The sequence below is a fragment of the Segatella copri genome (assembly GCF_002224675.1).
GTDB classification, from domain to species: domain Bacteria; phylum Bacteroidota; class Bacteroidia; order Bacteroidales; family Bacteroidaceae; genus Prevotella; species Prevotella copri_U.
Window position 1 is genome coordinate 1 of record NZ_NMPZ01000022.1, and the last position, 22,119, is coordinate 22,119.

The following is a 22,119-nucleotide window of genomic DNA, read 5'->3' on the forward strand; positions in this document are numbered from 1 at the left end:
CATACACAAGCAGGATTTTTTATGCTTATTTCTTTCTATTAACTCAAAAGTCTTTTACTCAATGCTCTCACCGGATACCATACGGCAAGCCAGCCTACGGCGATAACCGTTACAAAGATGATGGCTACATCAGAATAGTGAACGCTTACCGGATAGGCATTTACGATGAAGGAACCCTCGGAGTCGCCCAGTCTTACGAAGCCATACTGCTGCTGCAGCCAGCAGAGCAACAGACCCAGTCCGATACCAATCACCGCACCAATCACTGCAATCATTCTTCCCTCGAAGAGGAAGACACGCGTAATCTGTTTGTCATTGGCACCCAGATTCCGCAACGTCACCACATCATTCTTCTTGTCGATGATGAGCATCGAGAGCGAACCGATGATGTTGAAACATGCCACTACGAGGATAAAAGTCAGGAAGATGTAAGCCATCAGCTTCTCTATCGACATGATCTTGAAAGTATCTTCCTGCTGCTCAAATCTATCCAGCACCTTATATTTGGTGCCGGCAATCTTCTGCATCTCAGCCTTTACTGCCTGCAGGTCACTACCCTCCTTCAGGCGGATCTCCAGATCAGAGAGCATACCCTGCTGACCGAAGAGATTGCGCGCAAAGGTAATGGAAGTGATGATATAATTCTTGTCGTATTTCGACTGCTTGACGGCGAAGAGCACACCCGGAGAATTCAGCGAATCAACCACAAAGCCGGCATCCGGATTCATCATATCCAACTGTCCCTCCTTCTGCGGAGCATAAATCTTCATAAAACCATCCCATTTTGCCCCGATACCCAAGGTCTGCGCCAGACGGATACCCACGGTTCCATACTGCAGATTGGCAGCATGGAGCGAGAAACTGCCATCACCATAAAGGATGTCGTTGATATGTGACAACTCAGAGAAGTTGTCGTCCACGCCCTTGATCCTCACCATAGCCTGACGGTCGTCATAGATTGCCAGCGCCTGGTCTTCCACGGTTTCTGTAGCCACATCTACCTGTGGCAGCATACGTATCTGCGTCAATATCGGGTCATCGGCAGGCGCCGTCTTTCCCTCCATCGGCACCACCTTCAACTGCGGGTCGAAGCTCGTAAAGAGCGTAGCCACCAGGTCGTGGAAACCATTAAATACGCTCAGCACGATGACGAGTGCCATCGTTGCCACAGCCACACCAATCACAGAGATGGAGCTGATCACATTGATAACGTGTGTACTCTTCTTGGAAAAGAGATACCTGCGAGCAATAAAGAATGGAAAATTCATTTGTCTTTTTACTTTTTTACTTCTTCAAGAGTTCATCAATGCGCTCCAGATAATCCAGGCTGTCGTCCAGGAAGAAACGGAGCTCTGGAATGATGCGCAACTGATTTCTCACCTTTCTGCCCAGGTCGAAGCGGATAGTCTTCTCGTTGGCATTGATATTCTTCAGAATTTCCTCACCCTTTTCAGATGGGAACACGCTGAGGTAAGCAGTGCAGATGCTAAGATCCGGGCTTACTCTTACCTTAGTAACACTTACCATCACACCATGCATCATGCGGGTCTGTGACTGGAAGATAAGACTCAACTCCTTCTGGAGCAGTCTTGATATACGGTTTTGTCTTGTTTCTTGCATAACTATTAACTATAAACTATTAATTATAAACTATTCAAGGTCCACGTGTGTAACGTCCACCTGCTCATGCAGGAATATCAACGCCGACTCCTTGAATTTCTCCTCACTTTCTGTAGTCAGATACTTGCAGCTACCACCCTTTGTCACCATCTGTTCCATATTCGGATGTCGCTGCAGATAATCCTGCAGACTGTTGGCCACATACTGTCCCTGTGGCACCACTCTCACGCCGTCGGGAAGATTCTTCACGATGCTGCTCATGAGCAGTGGATAATGGGTGCAACCCAGGATGATGGTATCGATGTCCTCATCCATACGCATCAACTGGTCGATGCGCTTCTTGACGAAATAATCAGCACCAGGACTATCAGCCTCGTTAGCCTCTACGATAGCAGCCCAGAGCGGACAAGCCACTCCGCTTACCTGAATATCCGGCCAGAGCTTGCCAATCTCCATCTTGTAGCTCTCGCTCTTGATGGTTCCCTCGGTGGCAAGAATGCCCACGTGGCGACTCTTGGTCAGCGTACCTATCACCTCGGCAGTAGGACGGATGATGCCCAGCACGCGGCGGTCAGGGTCCAGTTCCGGGATGTCTCTCTGCTGGATAGAGCGCAGCGCCTTAGCCGAAGCCGTATTGCAACCCAGAATTACCAGATGGCAACCCATGGAAAAAAGCTTCAGCACAGCCTGGCGGGTAAACTTATACACCACCTCGAAGGAGCGCGAACCGTATGGCGCACGGGCATTGTCGCCCAGATACATATAGTCATACTGCGGCAACATCTGGCGCAAACCATGCAGGATGGTCAAGCCACCATATCCGGAATCAAAGATTCCGATAGGTCCGGGATTAGATGGCAGAATCATTTCAGTTTCTCCTCCAGCACTGCTGTAATATCCTCACCCATTTCTTCACTCAGATAAGGTGTGGCGTTGTTGTCGGTATTGATGATGAAGGCAAATCCCTTCTCCTTGCCAATCTGCTTGGCAGCCTCGTTGATCTGGGTCTTGAGAGGAGCATACGCATCGGTCTCTGCCTGACTCAGGAGTTTGGCAGCCTCAGCCTTGAAGGCGATGTTCTTCTCCATCAATTCACGCAGTTCAGCCTGGCGCTTCTCCAGGATAGTCTTGGCATACGAGCGCTGACCGTCAAGGAATTCCTCATACTTGGTATTAAACTCAGTTTCCACGCGCTTGGTTTCCTCATCATACTTTGCGCGGAGTTCATCCATATTATGCTTGGCTATTGCATAACCAGGCATGGTATGAAAAACCTGCTCAAAGCTGAAGTAGCCAAATCGCAGTGCTGGCTGTGCAACGATGGCTGCTGGTTGTTCCGCCGGAGTCTGGTTCTGCTGTGCAGAAGCCGAGAGGGCAACAAGAGCGAGCGCCAAAAATAGGAGATTCTTTTTCATAATGCGTGATACCTTTTATATATGATATGAATATACTAGACGATAAATAAGGGCAGGCACTTGTGCCTGCCCTTAGCTTTTTATAGAAATACTTACGTTTGATTACTTGATCTTAGCCTGTACTTCCTTGGTAACATCTACCACGTTGGCGCCAGTATAGATAGCTGTGCCTTCCTCCATGATGTATGTATAGTTACCAGCCTTACCTACAGCCTCGATAGCTGTACGTACCTTAGCGATGATAGGCTGCATGAGCTCACTGCTCTTCTTCTGCAACTCCTGCTGACCATCCTGGTAAGCCTGCTGAATCTTCTGCTGAAGACCCTGCAATTCTGTTTCCTTCTGCTGCTTGGCAGTAGCATTCATTGTGCTTGCGCCCTTCTGGTACTCATCTGCCTTGCGCTGGAACTCATCCTGCATAGACTTGAGGTCGTTCTCCTTCTGCTTCTGGAGAGCTTCCAACTCGCCGTTGGCCTTAGCTACGTCTGGCAAAGACTGCATGATCTGCTGAGTATTTACCTTACCGAACTTCTGTGCCATCATTGTCATTGGTGCGCAAAGCATCAACATTAAAATAAGCTTTTTCATTTCTGTTTATTCTTTTTTAATTATTATTCTTAATTGGTTATGCCGAGGGCGGTATTTTCCTGCCGCATCCTCTCTTATCGGCTGCAAATATACAATTATTTCTTGAAATAACCTAGATTATTTCCTGGAATAACACTTATTATTTGTTAGAATAGCCTAATTTTTGGAGTACTTCGTTGCTGATGTCTATTTTTGGCGAACCAAAAATGATTCCATTGTTGCTGGCTCTGTCGAGAACAAGCGAGTAGCCGCGCAGGTTGGAAATCTCCTTCACGGCATTGTAAATCTCCTCCTGGATAGGTCCCATCAGTGCCTCGCGCTTCTTGTAAAGCTCTCCCTCGGCACCGAAGTATTTCTTCTTCAGGTCGCTGGCTTCCTTCTCCTTCTGCATAATGGAGTCCTGCTTGGCCTTCTTCTGCTCCTGTGAGAGGAATACTACCTCGTTCTGATAATTCTTGTACATGGTGCTTGCTTCCAGATTGAGCGCCTCTACCTCGGCCTGCCACTTGCGGCTCACCTGGTTCAACTGTTCGTTGGCACGCTCATAAGCTGGGATATTGCGCAGGATGTACTCCATATCCACCAATGCATATTTCTGTGCATGTGCTGAGATGGCTGCTACAGCCATCATCAGCATCAATACTATTTTCTTCATAAAATCCGTCTTTAGAATTCCTGACCCAAGATGAAGTGGAACTGACTTCCACCCTTCTTATACTGGCTACCGTTCCATACCTTGTCGAAACCGTAAGCCCAGTCAATACCCATCAGACCCACCATTGGCAGGAAGATACGCACACCGACACCGGCACTGCGTTTCATGCTGAATGGATTGAAGTCCTTGGTATCATACCAGGCGTTACCTGCCTCTACGAAGGTCAAACCATAAATAGTGGTATTGCCCAGGAGGAATGGATAACGGAGCTCCAATGAGAAGCGGTCGTATGCATAAGCATAGTAACCGGTGGTACGGCCGTAAGATACGGAACCGTTCTCGTAACCACGGAGTCCGATGGTTTCCTCACCATAATAGGATGAATAACCGCTCATACCGTCACCACCCACATAGTAGGTCTCGAATGGACTCTTCTTGTACTTGTTGTAAGCACCGAGCAAACCGAGTTCTACACGGGTCATCAATACGAAGCACTTCTGACCCTCTGTAAGTGCGGTATAGGTCTTTGCCTTGAACTTCCACTTGTGATACTCAATCCAGCGGTATTTCTCCTGCTGCTCTGCAGAGTAGGTTGGAGACTGGGAGTTGTTGGCGAGATTCTTGTAATCCTTGTTGTCGAACGCACTCCATGGTGGAGTAAGGTTGACACTTGCCTCAAACTCTGAACCACGACGTGGGAAGAGCTGGTTGTCGGTTGATGTACGGTTCAATGCGATGGTCAAGTTCAAGTTGTTCGCATTACCGTTGGTCATCAGCATATAGCTCCAGTTCTTCATCATGTAGCGCTGGTAAGCCAACTGCACAGACAAGGTGAAGTAATCATCCGGCCAACGGAGGCGCTTACCCCAACCGAGGCTCACACCCACCATCTGGATGTACTTGTCTGGATCGTAATAATTCTCGTAGTTATTATAGTAACCCGTACCATAACCATACATGTAGCTCATGTAGTTGTTCATGTAGGCACTATTATAATAGTTGCTTGACACGTCTGTACTCTTACTGTAGTATGCACCTACGCTGAACTGGATAGGGCGCTTGCCGCCAAACCAGTTGGTAGAGTAGCTTACGTTATAGCTCTGATAGTAGGTACCGTTGGTCTGTGCACCGATGCTCAGCACCTCACCGTCACCGATAGGCATGATACCACGATGCTCCTTGTTCTTGTTGAAGAGGTTTGCCATAGAGAAGTTGTTGAGCTTCAAGCCCACACGTCCGATGACACCCGTCTGACCCCAACCGAGCGAGAACTCAATCTGGTCGTTACTCTTCTGCTCCAGGTTCCAGTTTACATCCACAGTACCGTCCTCGTAGTTAGGCTTTACATCTGGTGAAACCTTCTCAGCATCGAAGTGACCCATGGAAGCCAACTCACGAGCCGAACGCATCAGGGCATCCTTAGAGAAGAGGTCGCCTGGCTTGGTACGGAGCTCACGGCGTACTACGTTCTCATAGAGACGGGTATTACCGTTGATACGTACGTGGCTCAGGTAAGCCTGAGGTCCCTCTGTCACGCGCATCTCCAGGTCGATGGAATCGCCGTCGATGTTCACTTCGGCAGGATTGATGTTAGAGAACACGTAACCATTGTTGTAATAGAGGTTGCCCACAGCATCTTCATCCTCCTGCAATCGCTTGCCCAGGAGTTTCTGATTATACACATCGCCCTTCTTCATGCCGAGCACGGCATTCAGATAGTCGGTAGCATATACGGTGTTGCCCACCCAGTTGATATTGCGGATAAAGTAGCGCTTACCCTCATCTACCTTGACATACACGTTGACGTGCTTCTCGTCGAAGTTGCTTACGCTGTCTTCCAGGATCTGCGCATCACGATAACCATACTCGTAGTATTTGTCGATGAGTTTCTGCTTGTCTTCCTTCCATCTCTCAGGAGTAAACTTCTTCGACTTGAAGAAAGTAGCAAACTTGCCAGCCTCGTGGGTCTTGGCAAAGGCTCCCTTCGAGAAGAGTCCACCCTTGATCTTTCTGTCCGAGAGTTTCTCGTTACCGTCGATGGTAATCTGGTGAACCTTGATTTTCTGTTTCTTATCTACGATCACGTCCAGGATGACCTGGCCCTTGTTAGCCACATCGTCGCGCTGGTTGATCTGGATTTCAGCATTCTTGAAACCCTTGTCATCGAAGTATTTCTTGGCAAGAATCTTGGCACGGTCGAGCATGTTAGGTGTTACCTGAGTACCCTTGACCATACCGAGCTTCTGCTCCATATCCTCACGCTCGCTTTTCTTCAATCCCACGTAGTGGATGTCAGAGATACGAGGTCTTACTGCGAGATAGATGTGAAGATAAAGTTTTTCACCCACGATAGAGTCGGCAGCGATAGCGACTTTAGAGAAAAGTCCATGTTTCCAATAGCGCTTGACGGCATTGGTAATAGCGTCGCCTGGCACTTCAATCTCTTCTCCCACTGTCAGGCCCGAGATACCAGTGAGCACATAGTCTTCGTATCCTTCCACACCCGACACATTGATACCTCCAAGGGTCAAGGTGCGAGGGGTTCCGGCATACGAGATATCTGGATGTACTATCTTGTCCTGTGCCATAACCTGCACACTCGCCATGATGCCGAATAGCAGGATGAAAATCTTTCTTAGCTTGTTCATTTATACCTTATTATATATATAGTATCTATTTTTCGTCCTTTTTCCCCCTTTTACTTCTCTTCCTCTGCTTCTACCTGAGCCTCGGTCTTGCCGAAACGGCGCTGGCGCGACTGGTAGCTCTCGATAGCCTTATGCAGGCACTCCTCGTTGAAGTCTGGCCAATAGGTATCGCAGAAATACAACTCAGAATAGGCAATCTGCCACAACAGGTAGTTGCTGATACGTAACTCGCCACCTGTACGGATCAGGAGCTCTGGGTCTGGCATGAAGTTAGTCTCCAGGTGCTTCTCGAAGTTTTCCTCGGTAAGCATCTTCTCAACCTCCTCATAGCTGACGCCATTCTCCATAGCCTCCTTTACGGTTTTCTTCATCGCATTCATGATTTCCCAGCGCGAAGAGTAGCTCAGGGCTACCACCATGGTCATGGCATCGTTCTTGGCGGTATGGTCCATGGTCTCCTGCAACTTGTCCTGCACAGCCTGTGGCAGACGCTTCAAGTCGCCGATCACGCGGAACCGCACATTGTTCTTCATGAAGATTTCATCCTCCAGAGAAGTCAGCACCAGTCCCATCAGGGCAGAAATCTCATCGGCAGGACGATTCCAGTTTTCAGTAGAGAAAGTATAGAGAGTAAGGTACTTCACACCGAGGCGAGTACATTCTGATGTAATGCAACGCACTGCGTCAACTCCAGCCTGGTGGCCGTAGCTGCGATCCTTACCTCTTTCTGTTGCCCAGCGTCCATTGCCATCCATGATGATAGCGATGTGCTCAGGTATTCTGTTCATATCCAAGTTGTTCATATCTTATTTCTTAATTAAGAGTTCTTATTCTTCTTTATTACACGTTTTACACTTTGCGCTGAAGCTGTAGGTGAACGAGACTTGCAGCATGGAATAGCAGTCCTGGTTTTTCCAGAGTCCGCTGCTCTTGATGCCATAAGGGTCTTTCACCCCATCCAGTTCATCGTTCAGCGAGAAATGGATGCTCCAATCTACGCCTACGTTCATCCGTTCGTTTATCTTGTATTTTGCCCCGATGCCCAGAGGCACGTTGGCGGTAAATACATTCTTCTGATCTCCCTTCACAAAGGTGGCTCCCAGACCTCCGAAGATGAAAGGCACCAGCCTCCTGGCTCCTCTGTAGTCCCTGCCTGTGCCATAGGGCCAGAAGTTGTACTCGAAGACGAGGCTCATATCCACCAGGGTATTGCTGAAGGAGTAGGCTTTCCCATCCAGGTCGGGATAATCGGTCTTCACCTTGTCGTTAGAGCCTTTCAGCTTGCCCAGCCCCAGGTTGAACCGCAGATCCTTGTAGGGGTCGAAGCTGTATCTTCCCACGATGGCTGCCATCGGCTGCTGGTGGGCAAGGATATTGCCGTTCAGGTCGCCCTCGTAGGCAACCAGTCCCACGCCGGCACCCATCTCCATACGATACTGGTAATCGTCCTGTGCCCTCATCACCTGCAACGGCAAGAGGAACAAGACCGGCAGCAACAAGCATTTACACAAGTTTCTCCTCATGTCTATACCTTACGCGATATGAATATGATTCCCGAGGGTCTTATTCGAAGATAGTCTGGTCCTTGATCCAGCCATCCTTGTTGAAGCGGCCCTTCCATACGCTGCCGTTTCTTACTACCCAGTAGAAGTTGTCCTTGTCGCGGCAGAAGCCGAAGCGCTGGGTGGCAGCAGAGAATCCGGCTGGCATGGTTACGAGTGAATCTACACCCCATGTCAGTCCGTTGGTCTTGCTCTTATACCATTTGCCGTTGCTTCCGAGAGCTACGAAGCCAGAATCAGCACCACAGACGAGCACCTGATCCATCATTGGCATCTTGCCACTCTGGAGAGAATCATATTCTATATAGTTCCATGCGCTTTCTGGAGCATTGGCAGAGTAATCAGCCACATGATTCCAGAGCGTAGCGATGGTATCGCGATAGCTTGCATCACGGGTACCGAGCAGGAGAACATTCTCTACATTCTTCACAGAAGCGATGGTAGAAACATTCATGCTCAGGTTCTGGGTAGGCAGGAGTGAGAAAGCTGCATCCAATTTCTGGGCAGCCCAGGTTGCACCATTGTCCTTAGACACTGAGATACCTGTAGCGGTGAAGGCATAAAGATACTTGCTGCTGGCACCTACCAACTGCTTGAGCTGGCTGTCCTCGCCTACCAGATTCCAGGTTGCAGCATCGGCAGAAGCATACACCTTGCCATCAGAGAGGATGTAGAGCTGATCGCCCATCTGCACCGCGTTCTGATAATCGACAGCTGCGAAAGTCTGGTTGGCTGTTATCTCCGCCCAGTTGTTACCATCGCTTGCAGCACTCTTGTATATCTTCATTCCCCCGAGGGTCTTGCCGAATACATAGATATGGCTTCCCAGGGCAAGCACCTTCAAGTCGCTGAGTGCAGCGAGCTGCTCATTGAGTTGAGCCTTGGCTTGCCAGTTGAACTCATTGCCTTCCTGCTGATGCACGTTCACCTTTACGGTGTAAGTAACGTAGGCATTGAGCGAGTTGTTATATACACGAACCATTCGTGGCTGAGAGAAGTCGATGGAATCGGTGCTTGAATAATACTTTGCCGAGTCGATCTTCTCAGGGCAATTCTTGTGCATGATGAAGATAGGGCTGCTGTTCTTGCTGCTGATGGTAGCCAATACGGCAGCGGTCCTTGTCTTGGTAGGCAAGGAATCTACGTTATAGATCTGGCGGTTAACCTGATCTATATAAAAATGATAGTTAGCTCCATTCACTTTATCAGCGATCAGAGTATCCTTGCCTGCAGTAGTCTTCGTGTATCTACCGAGCTTTCCCAAAGAGAAACTCGTGATGGCTGTATCATTTGTATATTCTACTACCGTCTCGTCGCTGTTCAAGCATGAAGAGAGCGACAAAGTAGCTGCAACAAGTGCTATAAAAGCTAAAAATTTACTTTTCATTCTATCCAATTTTTCTTTTTAGCTGCAAATTTACTGAGAATTCTTTAAAAACTCGACCTTTTCTCCTTATTATTATGCAATTTATTGATTTTAGGCGCATTTTTTAAGTTTTTTAGTGATTTCGAGGCGTAAAAACGAAGAAATCCCGCCTCTCTTGCGAGAGACGGGATTCCATATTTAGTATAAATTCGAAATGTCGAATTAGAGCTGTGGACCAGCAGCAACGAGAGCCTTACCAGCCTCGTTTGTCTCATACTTCTTGAAGTTCTTGATGAAACGAGCAGCCAAATCCTTAGCCTTCTCCTCCCACTGAGAAGCCTCAGCGTATGTATCACGTGGATCGAGGATCTTAGGATCTACGCCTTCCAACTGTGTAGGAACTACGAAGTTGAAGAATGGGATAGTCTTTGTAGGAGCTGCGTCGATTGAGTGGTCGAGGATAGCGTCGATGATACCACGTGTATCGCGGATAGAGATACGCTTGCCTGTACCGTTCCAACCTGTGTTAACCAAGTATGCCTTAGCACCAGACTTCTGCATCTTCTTTACCAACTCCTCAGCGTACTTAGTTGGGTGCAACTCCAAGAATGCCTGACCGAAGCAAGCAGAGAATGTTGGAGTAGGCTCGGTGATACCGCGCTCTGTACCAGCCAACTTAGCTGTGAAGCCAGAGAGGAAGTAATACTTAGTCTGCTCAGCGTTCAAGATAGATACTGGTGGCAATACACCGAATGCATCTGCTGAGAGGAAGATAACCTGCTTAGCAGCTGGACCCTGAGAGAATGGACGCTGGATGTTCTTGATGTGGTAGATAGGATAAGATACACGAGTATTCTCGGTAACAGTCTTATCTGCGAAGTCAATCTTACCATCCTTAGCTACAGTTACGTTCTCGAGGAGAGCGTCACGTGTGATAGCACCGTAGATGTCTGGCTCAGACTCCTTGTCGAGGTTGATAACCTTAGCGTAGCAACCACCTTCGAAGTTGAACACACCCTCGTCGTCCCATCCGTGCTCATCGTCACCGATCAACTTACGCTTAGGGTCTGTTGACAATGTAGTCTTACCTGTACCAGAAAGACCGAAGAAGATAGCTGTGTTCTCACCGTTCATATCTGTGTTGGCAGAGCAGTGCATAGAAGCCATACCCTTCAATGGCAAGAAGTAGTTCATCATAGAGAACATACCCTTCTTCATCTCACCACCATACCATGTGTTGATGATAACCTGCTCCTTAGAAGTTACGTTGAATACAACGGCTGTCTCTGAGTGGAGACCCAACTCCTTCCAGTTCTCAACCTTTGCCTTAGAAGCATTGTAAACGATGAAGTCTGGCTCCTGATCGAACTCAGCCTCGTTCTGAGGACGGATGAACATATTTGTTACGAAGTGTGCCTGCCATGCTACCTCAACGATGAAACGTACCTTCATACGTGTATCCTTGTGTGTACCGCAGAAACCATCTACTACGAACAACTTCTTGTTAGAAAGCTCCTTCTTAGCGATCTCCTTAACGGCATTCCAAGCCTCTGGAGTAGCCTTGTGGTTATCGTTGTGATATTCCTCAGAATCCCACCATACAGTGTCGTGAGATGTAGCATCGTCAACGATGAACTTGTCTTTAGGAGAACGACCTGTGTAAATACCAGTCATTACGTTAACTGCACCGAGCTCAGTCTCCTGACCAACCTCAAAACCCTCGAGACCTTCCTTAGTCTCCTCATTGAACAATACCTCATAAGAAGGATTGTAGAGAACCTCAGTTGTACCTGTGATTCCGTACTTTGCTAAAACTGACTTATCAAACTTTGCCATTTTATTTTAAATGTATTTAAGTTGTGAATAATTTCTCTTTACTTTGGTTGACAGAAGAAATCATCATTCTCCAAAACCGCCGCAAAGTTACAAAAAATATGTTTTATAGCAAAGATTCTTAGATAATATTCTTGTTTTTTAAAGCCTTTTTAGGTTAAAGAATTAAAAAATCGACCCATTCATCTATAATTTGCCATATTGACTTTGCAAATATTCGCCGCAAATCTGCTTCATCCAAATTCATTTTCCACCTAATTATATATATAGGGGTTCAGAAGGCACATAAAAGCCCATGGATGGCACCAGAAGAAGCCGGATGGAAAAAATAACGGAAAACATTTTGCGGTTTCCGGATTTTGCCTTATCTTTGCATCACCTTTGCTGCATCTCGACAGATGACTTCAGCAGGAATAAACATCGATTGAAATAACAAGAAAATAAATACTACGACTTATGAAAATTAATAATCTGAGCGAGCATAACTGCATCATCAACCGCTATCTGGCTGAGATGCGCGACTGCGAGTATCAAAAGAACCGACTCCTCTTCCGCAACAACATCAAGAGAATCGGCGAGTATGAGGCTTTTGAAATTTCAAAGACCCTCAATTACGAGAACAGAGACGTGACTACCCCTCTTGGTGTAGCCCAGGTTAATTTCCCTACCGACAAGATTGTCATCGGTACGATTTTCCGTGCAGGTCTGCCTTTCCATGAGGGTTTCCTCAATATCTTCGACCACTCCGGCAATGCTTTCGTGAGTGCCTATCGCGAATATACCAACAAGGAGCATACCGAGGTGGGGGTTCATATCGAGTATCTGGCAACTCCAGACCTTACCGGCAAGACACTCATCATCGCAGACCCTATGCTTGCCACCGGTATCAGCATGGAGATGGGTATGAAGGCGCTCCTTACCAAGGGAACCCCTAAGCACATCCACGTAGCCTGCGTGCTTGCCGCTCCACAGGGCATCGAGCATGTCAAGAAGACCTTCCCTGAAGACAAGACTACCATCTGGTGTGCATCCATCGATGAGGGACTGAACGAGCACAAATACATCATTCCTGGCTTCGGCGATGCCGGAGACCTCTGCTACGGAAGCAAGCTCTAAAGCGAAAAACGGCTGTATAGAAAGCCACTTTCGCTTTTACTCTTCACTCTTCACACTTTGGCATTAATCCATTAATTATCAATACATTAAACAGGTGAAGAGTCAAGCTTCACTCTTCACCACTCTTCACCTCTCTTCACCTTATCGCAGTAAGCCCAGCCATCATTGAAGCCTGGAGCTGGTCATCATTGAAGACAGAAGCAGGTCATCATTGAAGACCAAACGTTGTTCCTGAAATGATTTCGCACTCAAAAAAAGTCAGGGTGAAGAGTGGTGAAGAGTGGTGAAGAGTCAACCCCTACTCTTCACCCACAATACTCATTGAACATCAGTAACTTACGCTCAAAATGTGAAGAGTGAAGAGTAAAAGCGAGAGTGGCGCTTGATACTCAAGAAAATGAAGCAGTAGCGCTTATCTTCAAAACTCCTTCACGACATAACGAATCTTGCCTCACCACGGCAAGATATTGCCCTGGCAGAGGGCAATATTGTGCCATAGTGAGGCAAAAAACACAAGTACCTAATAATGGAATGAGCTGCCGCCCAGAAATTCTCGCAAGAGGGAGGTTGGAGGCAGATTATTATAAGGTATTCCCTTGAAATACTTCAGGAACTTCAGCAGGCGGTAAGCCTCAGCAAATTCCTCACAATTCTCCGGCACCTGCTGGAGCAACGGCTCTGCCTGCATCTTGAGAACCGACAACTCATAGAGCATCGCCGTATTCAGCATGGCATCGGCATTCTCCTGAAACGGGAAGATCCACTTGTTCTCTCCGGATCTTACCGATGGCCAGCGGTGGATGGTTTCCTGGGCAGATACACCTCTATATTTATAGTCGCGAATGATGCGGCGCAGCAGACGGTTGTCCGTTGTAGGGATATAATTGTGATTATCCAGCAGAATGGTGGTCAGCGCAGAAGCATACACACGGAAGATCTGCTCTTCAGGAACATGCGCCGTAAGCTCCGGATTCAGGGCGTGGATTCCCTCTACCACCAGAACATTGTTAGGCTCCAGCTTCAACTTCTTTCCACTCTTCACACTCTTGCCCGAAGGGAAATCGTATTTCGGCAGTTCCACCTCCTCGCCACGGAAGAGCGCATTAAACTGCTCGTTGAGCAAATCGAGGTTCAGGGCATAGATGCTCTCAAAATCAAAATCACCATTTTCATCCTTCGGGGTCTTATCCCTATCCACGAAGTAATCATCGAGCGAAATCTGCAGAGGCTTCAATCCGTTTACGGCAAGCTGGATGCTCAGACGCTTGCAGGAAGTAGTCTTGCCCGAAGAAGACGGACCCGCCAGCAGCACCAGCTTCACCCCTTTGCGGCTGGCAATCTCCTCGGCAATCTTCGCCAGCTTCTTCTCCTGCAGCGCTTCGCTGATATTGATGATATCCGTAGCATGTCCCGCATCGATAGCCTGGTTGAAGTCCCCCACGGTTCTGATACCCAGGATTTCCTGCCAGCGATGATGCTCCTTGAAGATATCAAACATTTTGTCCTGTCGGGTCATTTCGCCCAGCTCATCCGGGTTGCTGACCGAAGGAATGCGCAGCAACATGCCATCATAGTACTTCTCCAACCCGAAGAGATAGAGCTGGGAGGTATTGGTGAGCAGGGTGCCATAATAATAATCCACATATTCACCTATTTTATAATAGGTGGTATAGATGGAACCCGAAGTCCTGAGAAGCTTCACCTTTTCCACATCGCCTTTTTCCTGGAAGAGGGCGATAGCCTCCTCGGTAGGCACCGTGAAGCGGCGTATCGGCATCTTGGAGTCGATGATCTCCTGCATGCGGCGGCGGAGGATGTTCACATCCTCATCTACTACCGGGCGCCCCAGACGGATATCCACATAGAATCCGTTGGATACCGGAATATCGATGACCACATCCGTATTCGGATAAATATCCTGCACCGCCTTGCACAATACAAAGAAAAGCGTCCGGGTATAGGCACGCGAACCCGACGCAGAGTTCATATCCAGGAATTCTACATCCTTGGAGTTATAAACACGGTAATGCATGCCTTCCACCTTGTTATTTACCCTCGCAGACACCGGTCCATGGGTCATTTTAAGGTCAAATGAAGAAAAAACATCAAAAAGTGTGCTTCCGATTTCGACTTTCTGAGATTTTTTATTATTTTTGCAACGGATTTGTATCTTCTGTTTCATTTGTGTTAAAACTATGTTACAAAGTTAATAATCTACAGCCTAACGAAGACCTCCCAGGAGGACGTTCACCGGGCCTGAGCAAGCCCTCAAGCGGAGCATTGCTTACAGAGCGTAAAGTTACGAAAAAAAACGTAAACTTGATGATTTTGACAACATTAATTAAGTTATAATATGTCGATTTGGATATTTTTTAGGCTTATCGGAGCACTCGCCTTACTGATGTTTGGTATGAAGACCATGAGCGACAGTTTGCAGAAGATGGCCGGACCACAGCTCCGCCATGTGTTAGGAACTATGACCACCAATCGTTTGACGGGCATACTCTCGGGTACGCTCATCACGGCTGCCGTACAGTCTTCTACTGCTACGACGGTGATGACGGTATCATTCGTAAATGCCGGTCTCCTCACCCTTGCCCAGGCTATTTCGGTTATCATGGGTGCCAATATCGGTACCACGCTCACCGCCTGGATCATGAGTGCAGGATTCTCATTCAACATCACCGACTTTGTGTGGCTGGCGTTCTTCATCGCCATCATCCTCATCTATAGCAAGAAGCGCAAGATCATAGGTGACTTCATCTTCGGTATCTCCTTTATGTTCCTCGGCTTGGGTACACTTCGCCAAACCGGCATCGACATGGATCTGGCTCATAACCAGCCGGTTCTGGAGTTCTTCTCCAGCTTCGACCCCCACAGCTTCCAGACCACCATCACCTTCCTGATCATTGGTAGTATCCTGACCATGTGTGTGCAGAGTTCGGCTGCCGTCATGGCGATTACGATGATTCTCTGTTCTACCGGCGTACTGCCTATCTATCAGGGTATTGCGCTCGTGATGGGTGAGAACATCGGTACCACCGTAACTTCCAATGTGGCAGCACTCACCGCCAACACGCAGGCGCGAAGAGCGGCGATGGCGCACATGGTATTCAACATCTTCGGTGTGCTGTGGATACTCTGCGTATTCCGTCCGTTCATCCATCTGGTTTGCGGCTGGGTAGGTTTCGACGATGCCATGGAAAAGAATGATCCTCACTTCGTTGCCAATGCAGCAAAGCTGTCGTTCGTACTCGCCGCCTTCCATACCACCTTCAACCTCTCCAACACCTTTATCCTGGTATGGTTTATCCCACAGATAGAGAAGCTGGTATGCAAGATTATCCGTCCTAAGAAGAATGCCGACGAGGATGATTTCCGTCTGCGTTTCATCCAGAGTGGTATCATGAAGACTCCGGAAATCTCCGTACTCGAGGCTCAGAAGGAGATCCACTGTTTCGCCGAGCGCATCCAGCGTATGTTCGGTATGGTGAAGGAACTCCTGGGCGAGACCAACGACGACAAGTTTATCAAGCTCTATACCCGCATCGAGAAATACGAGGGAATCTCCGACAACATGGAGATTGAGATTGCGAAGTATCTCGACCAGGTGAGCGATTCTCATCTTTCTGATGAGACCAAGGCGAAGATCCGCGCCATGCTGCGTGAGATTTCAGAGATTGAGAGTATCGGCGACAGCTGTTTCAACATAGCCCGCACCCTCAACCGCCGCATCCGTGGCAAGGAAGACTTCATTCCTTCTCAGTATGAGCACATGCACCAGATGATGGAGCTTACAGATAATGCCCTCACCCAGATGAACATCACCCTGGTGGGTCATAAGGTAGATAATGATGCCAACCTCTCTTTCAACATCGAGAACGAGATCAACAACTATCGCAACCAGTTGAAGAGTCAGAACATCAACGATGTAAACAACCATCTCTACACCTATGCCATCGGTACCATGTACATGGATATCATCCAGGAATGCGAGAAGCTCGGCGACTACGTGGTAAACGTAGTAGAGGCTCGTATGGGCGTAAGACAGCATGAGGCTTAACCCTCAATGAAATTAGCTGCATGAGGCTAACCCCCAATGAATTTAATGAAAAAAGCTTGGAATCGCATTCGTGATTCCAAGCTTTTTGTTTTTTGTCTTTATGTTTCAGGAAGGTCCAGAATCACCCCCCCAGATTCCACTTGATTCCTCCATTCTGACCTGCTACATAGTTGCAGAGCGGGATGCCGGGATGGCTGAGGTTGGAAAGATAAAGCGGCTGATCCTCAACAAACTGCGGGCAGGTGAAGGTATCCCCCTTTGCCAGCTTGCTGTTGATGCTATCCACCACCTCGAAGGTATCATTGCCCTTGTACATGATGGTAAGCACTCTGCCCGGGCACCAGGTCAATCTCACCAGTTCCCCCTTCTGCAGGGCATCCGCAATGAGCTTACTCTTCACGAAGAAGCGGCTGGAAGACATAACTTCGTTTCCACCCGAAAAAGCCTCCCAGTCGGAATAACCTATCATACGGGAAAGCAAATTAAGATTATACTTGCTCGGTTTGCATGGCGAAGCCACATATCCCCACATACGCTTCAGGGTACTCACCGAGATGGTCTCGTTGGTATAGCCCTCTATCTGGCGGGAGAGAAATTCAAAGTCTTTAGGTGTCTTGACGGATCTTCCCACCAAGGTTTCCACTTCCTGCTTCAAGCGCTCGAAATCTTCTGGATTATAATTATCTGTCATTTTCTATTCCTTTCTTTTTTTGCAGCAAAGATACACATTTTTTCCCACTCTCAATCATTCTTTTTTCATTTTCTTCATCAGTCTTTGAAAATGAACCAATTTGAACCAATGCTATCTCAAAAGTTTTTCGTAATTTTGCAGCACAAATAGAAAAACTAGGATATGACAATCCATCTATCAAACATAACCAAATAGGAAACAACTCCTATTCCGGGACAGAATCTTCGCTAAGAACGGTACATAGATAGGCTCTCCTCCCAAAATTTTAAGGTAGGAGAGCCTTTTTCCTTAAAAAAGTTGGGCGATTAAGAAAAAAATCGTATCTTTGCCCCATATCTATCAATACGGAAAGTAGAAATCTTAAAATTACAGATTATGAATAGAATTTATCCTACTCTCAGTTTCATATTGCTGCTCGGTTTGCATGCAACACCAAGCTTTTCGCAGAACGATGACTTTGTGAAACAGTTCCAGCAGTCAAGACAGGCGATGCTGGATGATTACAACAAGTTCCGCAACACCATACTTACCGACTACGATAAGTATATGCAAGGCGTATGGAAAGAATACAAGAAGTTTAAGGGAGATGTGCGCTCGCAGGTGCCTAAGCCTAAGACGCCACCAACATATACAGCTCCGAAACAGCCAGAGAAACCGGTTACCGTGAAGCCAAAGATGCCGGTAAGCCCAATCCTGATTCCGGAAGGCGGATTCGGAGATCTCGTAAACAGACCCGACCTCTCGAAGGTACCAGCCCTGCCAAACGATCCGCTGGCTAAGGTTCCTGCCGTTCCGGTAACCCCGGAAACTCCTGCAGAACCGGAGACTCCGAAGAAGCCAGATCCAAAGGCTCCTACCGTCCGTCCAAAAATAGAACCGGTGAAGAAGCCGAAGCTGCCAGAGGTAAAGCCTGATATTCCAGACATCGAATATACCGGTTCGGGTATCGAACTGCCGCTGATGCCTGCCGTAGCAGCCGTGCCAGTCATGCCTGCCCTGCCAAACGTGCCTCACGTCAGCATTCCGGCAAGCAAGCAGACCATTGATGTCAACTTCTATGGTGCAACCCTGCAGATGCAAAAGGCAACCCGACTCGCTTCCATGAGCATCAGCTCTACCGATGATGTGGTGAACTACTGGAAGAATCTCAAGCAATCAGACCTCAAGGAAGTAACCCAGGCTTTCGCCACCGAATCACGCAAGATGGGACTCAGCGACTGGGGTTCTGCCATGCTCGTAGAGAAATACATCGATACCGCCATGCCAAACGCCAGCCAGAATGAGAAGATCATCGCTTCGCAGTATGTGCTTGCCAACTGCGGCTACAACGTACGCCTTGCCCTGTGCGGCAACCACGTGGTGATGCTCATCCCTTACGTGGAGCACGTATTCGAGAAATCTTATCTCAACATCGACGGCAAGCGCTACTACATCTATCCAAATGTAGAGGATGAAGGTTCCTTCCGCTCCTGCGAACTGCCTAAGGGCGCAGAACTGGGCAAGGACATGGGACTGAGATTCACCGGCAAGACCGTAATTGGCGATGAAGCCAAGCCGTTCAGATACGAAGCTGCGGGCATCACCCTGCAGGGTGAAGTACCAACCGGCGTCATGCCGCTGCTCGATGAATACCCTATCATAGATATTCCTACCGTAGCCGCATCTGTAGTAGATAAGAGTCTGCGCGACGATGTGGTGAAGCAGATCAGAGCACAGGTACAGGATCTCGGCGAACAGGAAGCAGCCAACCGCATCCTGCGATTCATACAGATGGGATTCCCATACGCTACCGATGATGAGCAGTTCCATCGCGAGAAGTATTTCTACTTCGAGGAAAGTCTCTACTATCCTAAGAACGACTGCGAAGACCGCGCCATCTTCTATGCCTATCTGGTACACGAGATACTCGGACTCGATGTACATCTCATCCAGTTCCCAGGACACGAATGTACAGCCGTAGCCTTCCATGAGCCGGTAGAGAACGGAACCTCATACGAGTACAAGGGCAAGAAGTTCTACATCTGCGACCCAACCTACATCGGAGCCAAGATCGGTAAGTGCATGCCTAGCTATGCCAAGGAATCACCTCAGATAGAAGTATGGTATTGATACATATAATAATGCAAATAGCCGCATCTCACATGAGATGCGGCTATTCATTATTATTCATATTCAATGATATTCTCAAACTGATTCCATACAGAATTGCGATAAGCATCGAAGCTGCCTTTGGGAACATACAGGATGACACGCTTGAAATCAGATTCACTGAAGACATCCTGAATCCTGGTCTTCCAGATGGCATTGCCGATGACTGGCGGCAAGGCGCTTCGGAAACAGATGCTGTGCAGATTCGGACTGTTCTCCACCATCTGCTTCATCACATGGAACTTGGTATCCGGGAACACCAGTTTCCTCAGATCGGGCTGATTGGCAAACGCCTTCTTTTCGATTTCATCTATCTTATAGGTCATTCCCTGGAAGTTCACCGTTTTAGGTACCTCGATGCAGGAATCCTTGGAATTGGCAGCCCTGACCGATACGACTCCACCACCCCACGACTTATAAGCCAGGTTCCCCACCTTAAAATCTGCCACCACATCGTATCCACGAGGAGGCTCATTCACCTTATTATATATAACCACTCCCGTAGTACATGCAGCCAATATTCCCGAAGAAATCCAGAAGGCAAGCAGGTTGCGATGCAGAGAATGAATATGCTGGCGCATGGCGGTCATGTTGGGATATCGTTCCTCCAACGGACGGAGGCAACGTTTCAATCCCAGGCGATAAGAGAAATTCAGCCTCATCTTATCCAAGATAACGCCCACGCTGTAGATATCATTGCGCACATCGGTAGGTCCGCCCTTCTGCTGTTCGGGAGAAACATATCCATCTGTTCCCGCCGGTTCCTTCAGTACGGCATAACTGTCGGCATCAGCCAATCCGAAATCTATCAGCTTCAGCACACTTCCATTGCGGGTAACCATCATGTTGGAAGGTTTCAGGTCGCGATGCACCACCTGCATATCGTGTACAAACTCAAGCACCACGAGCAGCTGGTTGGCGATATGCACCCTTTCCGCCTTGGAATGATGTTGCTGGAGCCACTCCTCCAGAGTCACTCCATCTATCCATTCCATCACGAGGCATTTGCCATATCCATCCACTTCTTCGATACCCATTACCTCGGCAACTCCGGGATGCTGGACATGCTTCATGATATCGAATTCCTTCTGAAACAAGCTCTGATACACCTCGCTATTGCGCACAGCGGGAGCGAGCGCCTTCAAGATCCACCACCTGCCATCACGCTTGGCACGGATAAGGATATTAAAGCCACTAGCCGAGATTTCTGTCATGTTGCTGAACTGCGCAGAAGTCGTTTCTGAGGGAGGGAAATAAAAACCCGATACTTGCTCCATGCATGCAAAGATACAACATTTTATAGAAACCTACACTATTTTTTCAAATTTTATCTCCTTTTTGAACAGAATCATGGTGATAAATCATCAAAAAGTCGTATCTTTGCAGCCGAAATTGCAATTTTATATATAATTCATGAAGATTCTAGTAACGGGTGCGTCGGGTTTTATCGGCAGTTACATCGTAGAAGAAGCCTTGCGACAAGGCATGGAAACCTGGGCGGCAGTTCGCCCTACCAGTTCCAGAAAATATCTGCAAGACGAGCGCATCCATTTCATCAATCTCAATCTTTCTTCAGAGGAAGAGTTGGAGAAGGAACTCGCTCCGCACGAGTTCGACTATATAGTGCATGCAGCTGGCGCTACCAAGTGTTTGCATGCAGAGGATTTCTATAAGGTTAACACCGAGGGCACCAAGCACCTGGTGAATGCCATCCTGCATCTGGGAATGCCTATCAAGCGATTTGTCTTCGTCAGTTCGCTCAGCATCTTCGGAGCCATCCGCGAGGAGCAGCCTTATCAGGAGATCTGTGAGAACGATGTGCCTAAGCCTAACACGGCATACGGCAAGAGTAAGCTTGCCGCAGAGCGCTATCTCGACAGCATCGGCAACAACTTCCCTTATATCATCCTGCGCCCTACCGGCGTATATGGTCCAAGAGAAAAAGACTATTTCCTCATGGCGCAGAGCATCAGGCAGCACATGGATTTTGCTGTAGGATTCAAGCGTCAGGACATCACCTTCGTGTATGTTCAGGATGTGGTGCAGGCTGTTTTCCTTGCCCTAGACCATGGTATGAACGGCAGGAAATACTTCCTCAGCGATGGCGAAGTTTACCAGTCGGAAGCTTTCAGCGACCTGATTCATAAGGAATTGGGCAATCCATGGATGTTGCGCATCAAGGCTCCTATCTGGGTGCTCCGCATCGTAACCTTCTTTGGCGAGTATCTCGGCAGAATGACCGGTAGGATGTCGGCACTGAACAATGACAAGTATAACATCCTGAAACAGCGCAACTGGCGTTGTGACATCGAGCCTGCCATGGACGAGCTGGGCTATCATCCCCACTACCCTCTGTCAAGAGGTGTAAAGCTTGCCATCAAGTGGTACAAGGATAACGGATGGCTGTAATAAAA

At 48.1% G+C, this 22,119-nt stretch carries 19 protein-coding genes; 4 read left to right on the forward strand and 15 right to left on the reverse strand.

The window, feature by feature from the left end; genetic code table 11:
• Window positions 1–38: 38 nt before the first annotated feature.
• The 11 genes from CFT61_RS12360 to pckA all read right to left on the reverse strand — a co-directional run bounded on the left by CFT61_RS12360 (window position 39) and on the right by pckA (window position 11,690).
• On the reverse strand, window positions 39–1,268 hold the full coding sequence (locus CFT61_RS12360; protein WP_089544730.1) for an FtsX-like permease family protein: 1,230 nt from the start codon (window positions 1,266–1,268) through the stop codon (window positions 39–41).
• A gap of 16 nt (window positions 1,269–1,284) precedes the next feature.
• Window positions 1,285–1,620 (reverse strand): 30S ribosome-binding factor RbfA, encoded by a 336-nt coding sequence (gene rbfA / locus CFT61_RS12365; protein ID WP_089544731.1) that lies wholly within the window; start codon window positions 1,618–1,620, stop codon window positions 1,285–1,287.
• 30 nt (window positions 1,621–1,650) lie between these two features.
• On the reverse strand, window positions 1,651–2,487 hold the full coding sequence (murI, locus tag CFT61_RS12370; RefSeq protein ID WP_089544732.1) for a glutamate racemase: 837 nt from the start codon (window positions 2,485–2,487) through the stop codon (window positions 1,651–1,653).
• On the reverse strand, window positions 2,484–3,035 hold the full coding sequence (locus CFT61_RS12375) for an OmpH family outer membrane protein (protein ID WP_089544733.1): 552 nt from the start codon (window positions 3,033–3,035) through the stop codon (window positions 2,484–2,486). The genes murI and CFT61_RS12375 overlap by 4 nt, the downstream gene beginning before the upstream one ends.
• A 102-nt stretch (window positions 3,036–3,137) precedes the next feature.
• Window positions 3,138–3,623, reverse strand: coding sequence for an OmpH family outer membrane protein (locus CFT61_RS12380; RefSeq protein ID WP_089544734.1), 486 nt, complete (start codon window positions 3,621–3,623; stop codon window positions 3,138–3,140).
• 139 nt (window positions 3,624–3,762) lie between these two features.
• Window positions 3,763–4,278, reverse strand: coding sequence for an OmpH family outer membrane protein (locus tag CFT61_RS12385; protein ID WP_089544735.1), 516 nt, complete (start codon window positions 4,276–4,278; stop codon window positions 3,763–3,765).
• A gap of 11 nt (window positions 4,279–4,289) precedes the next feature.
• Entirely contained in the window at window positions 4,290–6,926 is a 2,637-nt protein-coding gene (locus tag CFT61_RS12390; RefSeq protein ID WP_089544736.1) for a BamA/OMP85 family outer membrane protein, read from the reverse strand.
• Between the two features lie 50 nt (window positions 6,927–6,976).
• Complete coding sequence (locus tag CFT61_RS12395; RefSeq protein ID WP_089544737.1) at window positions 6,977–7,729, reverse strand: isoprenyl transferase; 753 nt, start codon at window positions 7,727–7,729, stop codon at window positions 6,977–6,979.
• 24 nt (window positions 7,730–7,753) lie between these two features.
• A complete protein-coding gene (locus CFT61_RS12400; protein WP_142990634.1) occupies window positions 7,754–8,449 on the reverse strand; it encodes a DUF6089 family protein in 696 nt (231 codons plus the stop codon).
• 40 nt (window positions 8,450–8,489) lie between these two features.
• Window positions 8,490–9,875: a DUF6242 domain-containing protein gene (locus CFT61_RS12405; RefSeq protein WP_142990635.1), complete on the reverse strand. Its 1,386-nt coding sequence runs from the start codon at window positions 9,873–9,875 to the stop codon at window positions 8,490–8,492.
• A gap of 201 nt (window positions 9,876–10,076) precedes the next feature.
• On the reverse strand, window positions 10,077–11,690 hold the full coding sequence (gene pckA / locus CFT61_RS12410) for a phosphoenolpyruvate carboxykinase (ATP) (protein ID WP_022121513.1): 1,614 nt from the start codon (window positions 11,688–11,690) through the stop codon (window positions 10,077–10,079).
• 453 nt (window positions 11,691–12,143) lie between these two features.
• Here pckA and upp point away from each other — a divergent pair, with 453 nt between their 5' ends.
• Entirely contained in the window at window positions 12,144–12,803 is a 660-nt protein-coding gene (gene upp, locus CFT61_RS12415; RefSeq protein WP_089544740.1) for a uracil phosphoribosyltransferase, read from the forward strand.
• A 520-nt stretch (window positions 12,804–13,323) separates the two neighbouring features.
• Here the strand turns inward: upp and CFT61_RS12420 are convergent.
• Window positions 13,324–14,985 (reverse strand): nucleoside kinase, encoded by a 1,662-nt coding sequence (locus tag CFT61_RS12420; protein ID WP_089544741.1) that lies wholly within the window; start codon window positions 14,983–14,985, stop codon window positions 13,324–13,326.
• A 171-nt stretch (window positions 14,986–15,156) separates the two neighbouring features.
• On the opposite strand from CFT61_RS12420, the gene CFT61_RS12425 reads away from it, so the two are divergent.
• Window positions 15,157–16,866, forward strand: coding sequence for a Na/Pi cotransporter family protein (locus tag CFT61_RS12425; RefSeq protein WP_089544742.1), 1,710 nt, complete (start codon window positions 15,157–15,159; stop codon window positions 16,864–16,866).
• Window positions 16,867–16,987: 121 nt separating this feature from the next.
• Here the strand turns inward: CFT61_RS12425 and CFT61_RS12430 are convergent, their stop codons facing one another.
• Both CFT61_RS12430 and CFT61_RS16635 read right to left on the reverse strand, forming a co-directional pair.
• Window positions 16,988–17,557, reverse strand: a complete 570-nt coding sequence (locus tag CFT61_RS12430) for a hypothetical protein (RefSeq protein ID WP_089544743.1) — start codon at window positions 17,555–17,557, stop codon at window positions 16,988–16,990.
• The gene (locus CFT61_RS16635) at window positions 17,547–17,738 is read right to left on the reverse strand and encodes a hypothetical protein (protein WP_142990636.1); all 192 of its coding nucleotides are present in this window, start codon (window positions 17,736–17,738) and stop codon (window positions 17,547–17,549) included. The genes CFT61_RS12430 and CFT61_RS16635 overlap by 11 nt, the downstream gene beginning before the upstream one ends.
• 194 nt (window positions 17,739–17,932) lie before the next feature.
• On the opposite strand from CFT61_RS16635, the gene CFT61_RS12435 reads away from it, so the two are divergent.
• Window positions 17,933–19,666, forward strand: a complete 1,734-nt coding sequence (locus tag CFT61_RS12435) for a hypothetical protein (RefSeq protein WP_089544744.1) — start codon at window positions 17,933–17,935, stop codon at window positions 19,664–19,666.
• Between the two features lie 53 nt (window positions 19,667–19,719).
• Here CFT61_RS12435 and CFT61_RS12440 read toward each other — a convergent pair whose 3' ends face one another.
• The gene (locus CFT61_RS12440) at window positions 19,720–20,919 is read right to left on the reverse strand and encodes a serine/threonine protein kinase (RefSeq protein WP_176425603.1); all 1,200 of its coding nucleotides are present in this window, start codon (window positions 20,917–20,919) and stop codon (window positions 19,720–19,722) included.
• Window positions 20,920–21,118: 199 nt separating this feature from the next.
• Here CFT61_RS12440 and CFT61_RS12445 point away from each other — a divergent pair, with 199 nt between their 5' ends.
• Window positions 21,119–22,114, forward strand: a complete 996-nt coding sequence (locus CFT61_RS12445) for an NAD-dependent epimerase/dehydratase family protein (RefSeq protein ID WP_089544746.1) — start codon at window positions 21,119–21,121, stop codon at window positions 22,112–22,114.
• Window positions 22,115–22,119: the final 5 nt, after the last annotated feature.

What these genes read in the sequence shown, in the direction of transcription:
- murI (WP_089544732.1), bottom strand. Translation starts at nt 2,487, where the DNA reads ATGATTCTGCCATCTAATCCCGGACCTATCGGAATCTTTGATTCCGGA.
- CFT61_RS12435 (WP_089544744.1), top strand. Translation starts at nt 17,933, where the DNA reads ATGAATAGAATTTATCCTACTCTCAGTTTCATATTGCTGCTCGGTTTG.
- CFT61_RS12360 (WP_089544730.1), bottom strand. Translation starts at nt 1,268, where the DNA reads ATGAATTTTCCATTCTTTATTGCTCGCAGGTATCTCTTTTCCAAGAAG.
- upp (WP_089544740.1), top strand. Translation starts at nt 12,144, where the DNA reads ATGAAAATTAATAATCTGAGCGAGCATAACTGCATCATCAACCGCTAT.
- CFT61_RS12425 (WP_089544742.1), top strand. Translation starts at nt 15,157, where the DNA reads ATGTCGATTTGGATATTTTTTAGGCTTATCGGAGCACTCGCCTTACTG.
- CFT61_RS12385 (WP_089544735.1), bottom strand. Translation starts at nt 4,278, where the DNA reads ATGAAGAAAATAGTATTGATGCTGATGATGGCTGTAGCAGCCATCTCA.
- CFT61_RS12430 (WP_089544743.1), bottom strand. Translation starts at nt 17,557, where the DNA reads ATGACAGATAATTATAATCCAGAAGATTTCGAGCGCTTGAAGCAGGAA.
- CFT61_RS12420 (WP_089544741.1), bottom strand. Translation starts at nt 14,985, where the DNA reads ATGAAACAGAAGATACAAATCCGTTGCAAAAATAATAAAAAATCTCAG.
- CFT61_RS12380 (WP_089544734.1), bottom strand. Translation starts at nt 3,623, where the DNA reads ATGAAAAAGCTTATTTTAATGTTGATGCTTTGCGCACCAATGACAATG.
- CFT61_RS12405 (WP_142990635.1), bottom strand. Translation starts at nt 9,875, where the DNA reads ATGAAAAGTAAATTTTTAGCTTTTATAGCACTTGTTGCAGCTACTTTG.
- CFT61_RS12445 (WP_089544746.1), top strand. Translation starts at nt 21,119, where the DNA reads ATGAAGATTCTAGTAACGGGTGCGTCGGGTTTTATCGGCAGTTACATC.
- rbfA (WP_089544731.1), bottom strand. Translation starts at nt 1,620, where the DNA reads ATGCAAGAAACAAGACAAAACCGTATATCAAGACTGCTCCAGAAGGAG.
- pckA (WP_022121513.1), bottom strand. Translation starts at nt 11,690, where the DNA reads ATGGCAAAGTTTGATAAGTCAGTTTTAGCAAAGTACGGAATCACAGGT.
- CFT61_RS12395 (WP_089544737.1), bottom strand. Translation starts at nt 7,729, where the DNA reads ATGAACAACTTGGATATGAACAGAATACCTGAGCACATCGCTATCATC.
- CFT61_RS12440 (WP_176425603.1), bottom strand. Translation starts at nt 20,919, where the DNA reads ATGACAGAAATCTCGGCTAGTGGCTTTAATATCCTTATCCGTGCCAAG.
- CFT61_RS12400 (WP_142990634.1), bottom strand. Translation starts at nt 8,449, where the DNA reads ATGAGGAGAAACTTGTGTAAATGCTTGTTGCTGCCGGTCTTGTTCCTC.
- CFT61_RS12375 (WP_089544733.1), bottom strand. Translation starts at nt 3,035, where the DNA reads ATGAAAAAGAATCTCCTATTTTTGGCGCTCGCTCTTGTTGCCCTCTCG.
- CFT61_RS12390 (WP_089544736.1), bottom strand. Translation starts at nt 6,926, where the DNA reads ATGAACAAGCTAAGAAAGATTTTCATCCTGCTATTCGGCATCATGGCG.